The sequence below is a fragment of the Streptomyces sp. CMB-StM0423 genome (genome assembly GCF_002847285.1).
Lineage (GTDB): Bacteria > Actinomycetota > Actinomycetes > Streptomycetales > Streptomycetaceae > Streptomyces.
This window is the reverse complement of the sequence record NZ_CP025407.1, coordinates 4,933,074-4,944,436: the sequence shown is the minus strand read 5'-3', so window position 1 is coordinate 4,944,436 and position 11,363 is coordinate 4,933,074. Positions and strand designations below refer to the sequence as shown.

7 protein-coding genes are annotated in these 11,363 nt (G+C 73.4%); 2 read left to right on the top strand and 5 right to left on the bottom strand.

All coding sequences use genetic code 11. From position 1 onward, the window contains the following. Window positions 1-21: 21 nt before the first annotated feature. A complete protein-coding gene (locus tag CXR04_RS21575; protein ID WP_234380388.1) occupies window positions 22-750 on the bottom strand; it encodes a hypothetical protein in 729 nt (242 codons plus the stop codon). Window positions 751-1,241: 491 nt separating this feature from the next. Between CXR04_RS21575 and CXR04_RS21570 the strand changes: the two genes are divergently transcribed. Beyond that, window positions 1,242-3,314, top strand: a complete 2,073-nt coding sequence (locus CXR04_RS21570; RefSeq protein ID WP_101423964.1) for a hypothetical protein — start codon at window positions 1,242-1,244, stop codon at window positions 3,312-3,314. After that, window positions 3,301-4,665, top strand: a complete 1,365-nt coding sequence (locus CXR04_RS21565; protein WP_101423963.1) for a hypothetical protein — start codon at window positions 3,301-3,303, stop codon at window positions 4,663-4,665. The genes CXR04_RS21570 and CXR04_RS21565 overlap by 14 nt, the downstream gene beginning before the upstream one ends. Before the next feature lie 60 nt (window positions 4,666-4,725). Here CXR04_RS21565 and CXR04_RS21560 read toward each other — a convergent pair whose 3' ends face one another. The 4 genes from CXR04_RS21560 to CXR04_RS21545 form a co-directional block, all read right to left on the bottom strand. Further along, window positions 4,726-5,346: a hypothetical protein gene (locus tag CXR04_RS21560; protein WP_101423962.1), complete on the bottom strand. Its 621-nt coding sequence runs from the start codon at window positions 5,344-5,346 to the stop codon at window positions 4,726-4,728. 22 nt (window positions 5,347-5,368) lie between these two features. Next, window positions 5,369-5,704, bottom strand: a complete 336-nt coding sequence (locus tag CXR04_RS21555) for a hypothetical protein (protein ID WP_101423961.1) — start codon at window positions 5,702-5,704, stop codon at window positions 5,369-5,371. A gap of 101 nt (window positions 5,705-5,805) precedes the next feature. Further along, the gene (locus CXR04_RS21550; RefSeq protein WP_026276583.1) at window positions 5,806-6,108 is read right to left on the bottom strand and encodes a WXG100 family type VII secretion target; all 303 of its coding nucleotides are present in this window, start codon (window positions 6,106-6,108) and stop codon (window positions 5,806-5,808) included. A gap of 186 nt (window positions 6,109-6,294) precedes the next feature. Beyond that, window positions 6,295-11,226, bottom strand: coding sequence for an FtsK/SpoIIIE domain-containing protein (locus tag CXR04_RS21545; RefSeq protein ID WP_101423960.1), 4,932 nt, complete (start codon window positions 11,224-11,226; stop codon window positions 6,295-6,297). Window positions 11,227-11,363 lie beyond the last annotated feature (137 nt).

Below are 11,363 nucleotides of genomic sequence, written 5' to 3'. Positions count from 1 at the left end.
CCGTGAAGACCCGCTACGACGTCAGCTACCGCTGGATACGAGAGTCAGGCCGACTTCCTTCTCGGACGCCGCCGCCACGAGAGGGCCTGCCTGTGTCTTGTCGACGAGGAGATTGACGGTCATGGTTCCACTGGTGACCGTGCCCTCGTCGCCCTTGACGATGCTCTGCACCTTGACGCCCTCGGCGAGCACGTCGCCGGTCGTGACGGTGCCGGTGGAGCCGGTGCTGCCGTCCTCGCTGCTGCCGGACGAGCTCGGGCTGTCGCCGACGAAGTAGGCGTCGACGCGGGCGCCGTCGACCAGGCCGCCGGGCATCTGGCCGGACTCCATGGTCACGCCGACCACGGTCTGGCCCTCCTCCAGCCCCTTGCCCTTCTGGATCATCTCGCTGACCAGCACGCTGCCGGGGACGAGGTCGGTGGTGGCGTAGAACTTGTCGAGGTCGCCCCGCAGGTCCCAGCGGATGTAGGGGATGTCGCTGTCCTCCGGCACCATCACCTGCTCGATGTCGTCGTCGGAGATGCCCTCGCCGGCGGGGACGCGGTCGGAGATCTGCACGGCGGCCACCTGGTTGCCGGCGCGCAGCACGAGCACGGCGGTGCCCAACGCGCCCGCGAGGATGAGCAGCACGGCCAGCGCCGCCAGCGCGGGTTTGCGTTCGCGAGGAGCAAACGGCAGTCTGTCGCCGGACTGCGGAACAGGGGCGGCCGACCTGCCGCCCGCGGCTGCCGTGCGTTCCCTGGTCTTCACGGAATCACCCCGTAACTCGCCGTTTCCTGGCCGAAATTCCCCTACCTGATCGGCCGAGAACGCCGCAACAGGTTGTCAAGCCATCGAACCGTAGCAGTAGCCTAAACCCCCCTCAACCCGCGCCAGGCAACGAGAGCGTCACAGCCCATCGACAGTTCCGATAGCTGAGACGACAATCTTGTCCGGGCCGCAAACGACCAGCTTGCGGGGGCGCATGGGGCCGGTTCCCGCGGGCGTACGTGTCCACGCGCGCGCCGGGAGCGGGGGCGGCGGCGCCGTTGGGGGTGCGCGTCGTGACAGAACTGTGCACCGGGTATTGGCGAATCCGGATATGTGCAGTCGCCAACTCACCGAATGACCGGAATTCCACGGGAGTCGGGGCGCGATTACGGATGTCAGTGGTCGTCGCTACGATCCGGTGGGAAAGGGGGATGCACGTGCGACGGCCGGTACGGCAGCGGGTGTGCGGCGGACTCGGGGAGTCCGGGGGGATGGTGAAGTTCGTGGGGGGCGCGGGGGCTTCGGTGCGTACCTTGCTGGCTGTCGGCCTGCTGCTGCTTCTGGCGAGCCTGCCGGGGGCGTGGTTGCTGACCGGTGATGCGGTCGCGGCCGGGCGGGCGGAGGGGGGCGGGGGTGGGCAGGCGGCGTATCTGGCGGAGCGGTTGCGTGCGGATGCGGTGTATGTGACGGACCAGGCCCCGCGCGAGATACCGCGGTCCGCCGCCGGGGAGTTCGCGAAGGCCGCGAAGCGGACCGGGGTGCCGACGTACGTCGTGCTGCTGCCCGAGCGCAACCCGTTCGACGAGCGGCTGCTCGGCGCCGTGCACGACAGGCTGCGCCGGGACGGGCTGTACGTGCTGCTGGACAGCAGCGGCATCGGCATCACCGCCGTGCCCTTCGGCGTCGACGTGCCGGCGGAGTCGGCGACGACCGTGGCGCTGTATGAACTGCCGTATGACGCCGGGCCGCTGCTCACGTTCCAGCGCTTCGTGGACGCGCTGACCGACGACGACCCGGCGGGGCGCGCGGAGGCGGCGCGGAAGAAGTACGGCAGCGACGCGGGCCGCGCGCCGGAGGAAGAGCCGGACAGGCTGCACATCACGCGCACCGACCGCGCGAACCAGTCGTTCCTGACGGGCATCCTGCTGGCCGGGGTGCCGCTGCTGGTGCTGCTGCTCCTGCTGTACGTACTGCGCAGGCGGGCGGCTCGGGCGGGCGCCAAGTCGGCGGGCCGCGGCTTCGCGGGCGCCGGCGGGAGCGGGCTGCTCGCGGCGGTCGCGACGGCGGCGGTGCTGGCCGGGGGCATCGCGCTGGGTGCGGCAGTGCTGTACGACGACGAGACGACGGACCCGGGCCCGCCGCCGACGCGGGCGGACATGGACGCCCGGCTGGACCGGGTGTCGGCGGGGCTCGCGAAGGACCCGGTGTACGTGGACCCGGAGTCGCCCGCGCGGATCGACGCGAAGGAACTGGCCGGGCTGCGCGAGAAGATCGGCGGCCTCGACGTACCGGTGTACGTCGCCTCGGTGCCCATGGCGCCGGAGGACGAGTCCGGCGGGCAGGGGGACACGTTCCTGAGGTCGCTGGGCCGCACGGTCGGCGGGGACGGCATCTACGTACTGGCCGATCCGCGGAGCGGCTACGTGAACGCCGTGGACTACGGGATCGGGCTGGACGTCGACCTGTATCTGCTGCCGGAGGCGATCGGATACCCGCCGCGCGACGTGGACGACGACGACCTGCGGCTGGGCGAGCGGGTCGGGATGCTGGTCGAGGAGCTGACCGGGGCCCGGCCGGGCGGCGACCCGGGGATGGCACCGTCACCCATGGACCCGCCGGACCCGGTGGCGGAGGACGCGCTGCCGTCGGTGTTCGCGGCGGACTTCGTACCGGGGCTGTTCGTCGGGACGCTGGCCGCGGGGCTGGTGTTCGGGCTGGTGGCGGGGGCGGTGCGGATCGTCGGCAGGGTGCGGCCGGCGACGGTCGCGGCGGTCGCGGCCGCCGGCGGACCGTCGTACGAGGCGCCGCCGGACCCCTCGGAGGCGTACCTCCGGCGGACGGCGCACGCGGAACTGGAGGCGCTGGCGAGGGAGTTCGAGACGGCGGACCCGGGGGGCGCGGTGCGTGTCCGGGTGTGGGACTGCCTGGACGCGGCGCAGTTGCTGGTCGACGTGGAGGAGGACGGCCGCGTCGACGCGGACGCGACCCCGGAGGCGCTGGCGGCGGCGATCACGCTGATCCGCGCGGCCCGCGCGACGCTGGCCGCCCCGGGTACCCCGGCCCGCCTGTGCACCCTGAACCCGATGCACGGCCCCGCCCACGGCAGGCAGCGCACCCGCCTGGCCCCGGGCACCCCCGCCCGCGCGGTCCCGCTCTGCGCGGGCTGCCGCAGGGCGACGAGGTCGAACCCGGGCACGGCGCACAGGCGGCGCCTCACGCTCCCCGCGCCGCGCGGGGAGGCCCGTATCCCGTACGACACGGCCCCGGGTCCGCTGCGCACGGCGGGCGAGGGGGTGCCCCGACTGATCCGCGAGGTACAGGAGGCCGCCGGTGTCCACGACTGAGCAGGGCAGGGGACGGCTGCGTGCCGGGGCCGCCCGCGGCCGCGGGCGGTTCGTTCGGGTGACGCCGCTCGCCGCCCTGGCCGCGCTGCTGCTGGTCCTCCTCCCCGTCCCCGCCGCCTGGGCGGCGCCCAGCCCCGGGGAGGAGATCGCCGACCGCCTCAGGGACTCCCCCGTCTACGTACACGACGCCTACACCGGGGCCGTGGACGAGGCGCGGCAGCGCGCGATCACCGCGCAGATCGAGGAGACGGGACTGCCGATCAAGGTGGTGCTCGTGCCGCTCGCGAAGGGCGACGACTTCGCCGGGGATCCCGGGACGCTCGCGGAGGTGGTGCGCGGACGGCTCGGCGGCGGGGACCTGATCCTCGTCACGACCAGCGAACAGGCCGACTGGCTGCAGGGGTTCGAGTGGCCGGGCGACGCCCGCCAGGCGCAGGACGCGGTGGGCGCGGTGGGGCACCTGGACGAGATGGGCGAGGCGGGGCTCGCGGCGCGGGTGGAGAAGGCGGTGGAGCTGATCGACGCGGGCAACGGCACGGAGGTGTACGAGGAGGCGGTGGCGGACCTGGGCGCGGACTCTCCGCCCGCGACCGGGGCGGAGGACCCCGACGCCGGAGAAGAGGAGTCCGGGGGCGGCTCGGCCCTGGCGCTGACCCTGGCCGGGGTGGCGGCGGCCGTCGCGGTGCTCGCCGGACTGGTGTGGTACGTCCGCCGCGGCCGGACCGGCTCCCCCCGGGCCGGATCCCGCGCCGCCACGGCGCCGTTCGCGACGCCGCAGGCGGTGTTCGCGGCGGCCCGCGCGGCGGACGGGGCGGAGGTGCGGCGCCGCGCGGAGGAGGAGGTGGTGGCCCTGGGCGAGGCGGTACGGGAAGTGGAGACCGACGCCCCCGACCGGGCGGCCCACGTCCACGCCGCGCTGGATGCGTACGCCGCGGCGGGCACGGTCCTCGACGGTGCCCGGAGCCGCGCCGATCTGGCGGGCGTGCTGGCGCTGGTGGCGGAGGGCCGCGACGCACTGGAAGCCGCCCGCACCACGCGCCCCCGCCGCACCGCCCCGCTCCCCCTGTGCTTCTTCAACCCCCTCCACGGCCGCGCCGCCCACCGCACCCGCTGGCGCCCCCTGGGCAGCCGCCGCCAACTCCCCGTAGCCACCTGCGGCATCTGCACGAAGGCACTGCGCGAACGGCGCGCCCCGGAGGTCCTGACGGACATGGCGGACGGCCGCGAGGTGCCGTACTTCGAGGTCCCGGCGGAATCCAGCATCTGGGCGGCCACGGGCTACGGCTCCCTGACCCGCGACGCCCTGGCCCCCCGGGTGGCGCGGGGCGACTTCACCCGCACCCGGGACTGACATCCCGCGCCCGCACCGTACGCGCCCGGCCCACCGGCGTAGGCGCCGATACAGACGGGATCAGCCCTGCCTCCCCCCGGCCGGCCACTCGACTCCCGCCTGCTCCAGCATGCTGCTGTACTTGAGCCGCCCCCGCCGCATGACGGCCGACGCCAGCCACAGATACAGCCACCACACCACCGCGATCCCGCCCGCCACCGCCAAGGGCGCCGGACGCAACCCGCTGTTGACCGCGGTGGCGGCAAAAACGCCTACGGGGACGGCCACCGCCAGCATCCGGATGCGGCCCCGGCGCGACGTGCCGTAGAGGTCGACCATGATCCGGGCGTGCAGCATCTCCACCTCCCGCCGCGCCTCGGGCAGCGGCACCGGCCTGCGGCCGCCGGTCAGCCCGGGGAGCGGCCCGCCGAGGGGGCCGTCCGGGTAGCGGGCGCGCGTACGGGTCGCGCGCTCCACTGCGTCGGGCAGCCGGCTAAAGGCGAAGACGGGGTGGGCGCGGCTCACGCTGTGCCTCGCAGAGAGGCCGGCGTAGCGGTATCCGTACTGCTCGGCGAGGTAGGCGAACACCGCGAACGTATACCGCGAACTCCACGGGTTGACGGTCGCGTACGTCTCGGCGCCCTGCTCCCCCGCCTTCAGCAGCGCCCGGAGCTGCGGCCGGAGCTGCGGCCGTGGTGACATCGCCGTCCTTCGAGCGGAGCCGCTACTGGTTGCCGCCGCCTACCTGGGTCTCCTCCTTCTTCGTGCCCTTCTTGAGCTCGTTCTCCAGGTCCACGTCCACCTTGTGCGCCTCGCGCACCACCGTGTCCGACATCTCCGCCAGGCTCGACAACTGGTCGTCGATGTCCCCCCGGCCGTCCTTCCAGCCCGACTCGAAGTCCTCCAGCTTGTCGACCACGCCGCCGTCACCGATGTCGTCGCGGTACGACTCGAAGGTGGCCTTCGTACGGTTCATCCGGTTCTTGATGCTGCGCAGCCGGCCGCCGAAGCCGTCGAGCTCGCTGAGCGGAATCGCCAGCCTGTCGCCGTCGTTGCCCATGAGCCTCTCCCCCAGTCACTACGAAAGCGGGGCGCCGCCGCACCGAATACGATGCCACGGCGCCCCGGCCAAGCGAAACGAACCGAACCGAATCGCGAAGGTCAGCCCTTGAGGCCCTTCTCCAGCTCGGAGTCCAGGTTCTCGAATGCCTCGGCGGCGGACTTCAGGAAGTCGCCCATTCCCTCAAGGCCCTCGATGGTCTTCTTCGCGCCGGTGGTGAACTCGTCGAAGGACTGGTCGAACTGCTTCGAGGACCGACCGGTCACGTAGCCGTCGCTCACCAGGCTCTGGATGTACTTGCGCAGGTCATCCAGCTTGCGGTCGATGTCCTGCCGCTCGTCCTTGAGCCGCTTGGCGGCATCCCGCATGTCCTGATATGTAACATCGACATCGGCCTTGCCCATGGCAGCTACCCTCCCGTTTGTCTCAACCGTCGCGAGGGCCGTCCCCGAGACGTCAGTCATGCATCGTTCGTTATCCTGCAACCGTAGACGCAGTCCCCCGCCCCCGCGGTTGCAGGGTCATGCCACACGCCGCGACGGCGGTTGCGCCAGTGGCGGTTGCGGCAATGGCGCGCACGCCGACGGCGGTTACGCCAGCGGCGTCGTCACCGCGAACGGCTCGCTGTCGCCCAGGTGCAGCAGGCCCTTGCCCGGCTGCACCTGGTCGCCGACCGAACTGCGGTTCAGCCGGATGCCGATGAGGTCGCCCGCCGACGGGTCCTGCGGAGACAGGGCGACACCGCGGCGGGCCTTCTTGGCCTCCACCTGCCAGCCGGAGAAGCCCGAGGCGACCTCCTCCTCGTCGCCCGCGAGGACCAGCGCCCAGCCGCGCTCCGCGCCACGGCGGGCGATGGCCTTGAACTCGTCGCCCGCGTCGCAGTTCGTCAGCATCTCGGCGTCGTCCACCAGGACGACGATCGGCTCGTCCGGCGACGCCTGCTTGAGCAGGTCGTGCACCTCGTCCTCGTCGATGTCGTCCTCGGTGAAGACCTGCAACACGCCCTCGCGGTCCGCCAGATCGCGCATCGGCGACGGCCGCGGCGCGGCGATGATCAGGCGTACGCCCTGGTGGAGGAAGGTCAGCGCCATCGACTTCAGCACCGTGCTGCGTCCCGACTTGGCCGGGCCGCCGATGATGAACGCCGGGATGCCGTCCGCCAGGTCGGGGCCGAAGCCCATCAGCTCGTCGCCGCCGACGCCGACCAGCGCCCACAGCTTGGAAGCCTCCTGCGCCTGGACGTCGCGCATCTCCCAGGCTTCCTCGAAGCCGAGCCGGCTGGGCAGCACGTCGACGCGGAACGGGCGCAGCGAGCGCGGCACCCCCGCGTCCCGCGCCGTCGCGGCCTCGCCGATGGCGGCGACGGCGGCGGCCTGGGCGGCGCCGGACAGGTCGTCGGAGAGGACGGCTATCTGGGTCTCCAGGCCGCTCTCCGCGCGGAACATCCGGCCGGGCTCGATGTCCTCGGGGATGTTGCGGGCGTTGAGGCTGATCATGGAGAAGTCGGAGCGGTCGGGCAGCCGGAAGGCGAACTTGTCCTCCGTCAGCGTGCTGATCCGGCCGGTGAGCACGCTGCGGTCACCGGTGATGATCATGTGGATGCCGACGCTCGCGCCCTCCCGCAGCAGCCCGTAGATCTCGTCGGTCAGATCGCCGTGGTTGATCTCGCCGAGGGTGGGCAGCCAGCCCTCCCAGCGGTCGAGGAGCACCACGGTGTACGGCAGCTTCTGCTCCGGGTCCGAGGCCGCGGCCCGCTGCTCGGCGATGTCGGCGAAGCCGTCGGCGGCGAGCAGCTCCTGGCGGCGGCCCAGCTCCTGCTTGAGCCGGCCGATGAGGCGCACCGCGCGCTCCGTCTGGTTGCGGCTGACGACGGCGCCGCAGTGCGGCAGCCGGGTCAGCGCGTTGAGCGCGCCGTTGCCGCAGTCGATGCCGAACAGGTGCAGGTCGGCGACGGAGTGCGTACGGGCCAGGGAGGCGGCGATCGTACGGAGCATCTGCGAACGCCCGCTGCGCGGCGCGCCGCCGACGATGAGGTGCCCGAAGTCGGCGAAGTCGATGGCGACCGTGCGCCGGGCCTGCTGCGCGGGCAGGTCCTCGATGCCGTACGGGGCCGGGGGCAGCGGGCCCGCGCCCTGCGGGGCGGGCAGCGCGTCGAGTTCGACGCTGTCGGGCAGCGCGGGCAGCCACGGGCTGTGCTGCTCGGGGATGCCCAGGCGCTCGTTGGCCTCGTTGACCGCGTCGACGAGCACCTTCAGGTCGGTGATCTCGTCCTCCTCCTGCTGCGCTCCCGCGGGGCGCTTCAGCGCGCCCCGGCCCAGCTCGGCCCAGCCGAGGCGGCCGGCCCAGGGCTGGGCGGTCGCCGGGTCGGCGGCGCCGGGCCGGCGGCCGCCGACGCGGCCGGACTGGAAGGGGACGAGGGAGGCGTGGCCCAGGCGCACATAGGCGCGGCCGGGCATGGACTTGGCGATGAACCCGGCATCGGGGGCGTCGATGACGTCGGCGGACTCGCCGCCGTCGGTGACGCGCAGCGCGATGCGCAGGTTGGTGTTCGCGCGGATCTCCGGGGAGACCACGCCGCTGGGGCGCTGGGTGGCGAGCATCAGGTGGATGCCGAGCGAACGGCCGCGGGCGGCGATGTCGACCAGGCCGGTGACGAAGTCGGGCAGCTCGCGGACCATGGCGGCGAACTCGTCGATGACGAGCAGCAGCCGGGGCAGCGGCGCGTACCGGCCGGGCTCGCGGCGCAGCAGGTCCTGGAAGTCCTCGATGTCCTTGGCCTCGGCGTCGGCGAGGATGTGCTCGCGGCGGTGCAGCTCGGCGCGGAGCGACTCCAGGGCGCGGGTGACGAGGTGGTTGTCGAGGTCGGTGACCATGCCGACGGTGTGCGGCAGCTTCACACAGTCCTTGAACGCGGAGCCGCCCTTGTAGTCGATGAGGACGAACGTCATGTTCTCCGGGGTGTTGGTCACCGCGAGCGCCGCGACGATCGTCTGCAGCAGCTCGGACTTGCCGGATCCGGTGGTGCCGGCGATGAGGCCGTGCGGACCGTCCTTGCGGATGTCGATGGCGAACGGGCCGTCGTACGACTCGCCGATGACCGCCGTCGTCGACTGCCCGCCGATCTGCCAGCGGGCGGCGATGGCGTCCCCGGTCGGCGGCTCCAGCTCCACCACGTCGAGCAGCCGGCTGGACGACGGGATGGCCGCGTCCTCGGCCTCGCCGCTGATGTCGCGCACGGGCGACAGACCGCGCGCCACCAGCGCGCACCACGCCGGCGAGACGAAGTCCGGGCGCACCCCGCGGCGCCGCTCGGCGCCGGCCTGCTCGACGCGCAGCCGGATCGGTCCGGTGCCGTCGGCGGCGGCGGCGCGCTGCGCGGCGTCCTGCGAGTGGCCCGTGCCCCAGGCGCCGACGCGGAACGGCGGGAAGCCCCCGGCGCCGCCGGGCCCGCCGGCCCCGGCCACCTGCTGCATCGGGATGCCGCCGTGCGCGGCGGCCCGCGGGTCGTGCTCCTCCGGCTTGGGCTCGGCGACGACGATCGCCTGGCACTCGCCCGGCAGGAAGCGGTCCTCGGAGTCGAGGCAGATGGCGAACATCGACACCGCCGGGCCCTCGCGCAGCAGCCGCACCACGCCCGGCAGCGAACGCAGCCGGCGCGAACCGTCGAAGACGATGAGGATGTCGGGGTCCTTGAAGGAGGTCGGCCCGCTGGACCGCTGGTCCTTGGCGGCCTTCTGCCGTGCGTCGAGCAGTTGGGTCAGCTCGGCGATGCGGGCGGCGACGGTCTCGGTGTCGGTGCCGACCAGCGCGTTGGTGTCGTACTCCCCGGGCGGGCGGGCGTGCGGCAGCCAGCGCACCCAGTCCCAGCCGGCCTGCCCGCCGGGCTCCGTCAGCACGTAGAACTGGACGTCCAGCGGGCTGTGCAGCACGGCGGACTGCGCGACGGCCCAGCGGCCGAGGGAGCGCGGGGTGTCGCCGGCGCCTGCGATGCCGAGGACGCCGATCTGCCGCAGCGGCACGGTGACGGGCGCGTCCTGGATCTTCCACAGCACCTGGCGGCGGTGCTCGTCCTGCTCGGGGTCCTCCAGCAGCACTTCGGAGTCCAGCTCGGCGGTGCCGAAGCGGATCAGCAGATGGTCGGCGTCGGTACGGCGCCGCTCCCACAGCCGGGTGCGCGGGCCGGTGGCGGTGGACAGCAGGAGCGCGGGGTCGGGACCGCCCAGCCGCCGCTCGTTGCGCTCGGCGACGAGGGCGTCGCGGGCGTCCTTCTCGATCCTGGCCTTGTGTTCCTTGTACTCGGCGACGGCCTTCACATGGGACTTGCGGCCGTGCTTCTTGTCCATGAAGTAGTTGCCGATCATGATGATCGGGCTCATGAACGCCATCAGCAGGTAGTACCAGCGGCCCATGACCAGGCACATCGTCACGCCCATGACGGCCGGCATCAGCGCCATCAGCCACGGCAGCGGCCGGGCCTGGCCCTCCTTCGGCGGCGCGGGCAGCTTGAAGCGGGTCTCGCGGTCGGGCGGCAGCAGGCGCGGCGGGCGGTTGTAGTCGAGCCCGCCGCCGTCCTCCGAGGTGGCGACGGCGGCGTCCGGCGGGCCGTAACGCACCAGCTCGAACAGCGAGTTGCCGATGGCGACCTGGGACCCGTACGGCCAGGCGTCCTTGCTCTGCGGCGGCTCCTGCGGCAGCGGCGGGGGCGCCGGCTCGCCGGCGCGGCGCCGGCGGCGCTCCTCCTTGCGGGCCTCGCGGCGGCGGCGCCTGCGGGCCCTGCGGGTGTCGTCGTCGTCCGACTTCTCCTTGGGCTTGGCCAGCTCGGCGAACGTCGTGCCGTCGAGGGTGGCCTTCTCCTGGTCGCCGTGGACGTGGACCTTGCACCTGCCGTCGGCCGAGACGGTGAGGCTGAAGGCGCGCTCGGGCAACTCAGGGTCGGAGACGCGGATATGCGTCGCGTTGCCGCTGCCGATGTCGACGCGGCCCAGGCCCAGCCGGTGCACCGCGCCGGCCATGGGACCGCCGACGACGCGCAGCTCGACCAGGCCCGTGACCTCGCGGGGCGGGCAGCCCACCGGGTCGTACAGGCTGACGACCGTGCCCTCGCGCAGCGGCGACTGGGCGACGGGCAGGCGGGGGTCGACGGCGAAGCCGTCGACGAAGACGGGCGGCGGTGCCGGCGCAGCCGCGGCCGGCTGCTGCGGCGGGGCGCCGGGCGCGCCGAAGGGGACGGCCGCCGGGGGCGCTCCGGGCGGCGCGGCAGGCGGCGCGCCCGCCGTGGCCCAGCCCCCGGGCATCTGCACGGGAGCGGCCTGGGCGTGGGCGTGCTGGGCCTGTTGGGCGTGCGGGGCCGGCACCTGGACGGCCTGCGGCACACCCTGCGGCGGCGCGGCGGGCGGCGGCGAGTCGAGCTGGCCGGCCAGGACGCGGGCGACATCGCCTACGGACGACTCCGCCTCGGCGTCGAGGACGACATCGGCACGGTCGCCCCCGAGCGGATCGACGACGGTGAGGGTGAGGCGCACGCTGATCCTCCTCGAACGTCCCCGGCTGTTCCCCGGCTTTCCCCCCGCGGAAATGCGTTCAGCTCGGACACTAGGGTCTACGAAACGATATCCGCCCCGGGCTTCGCGGGGACAGCTCGTATCCGGGATTGTGGATA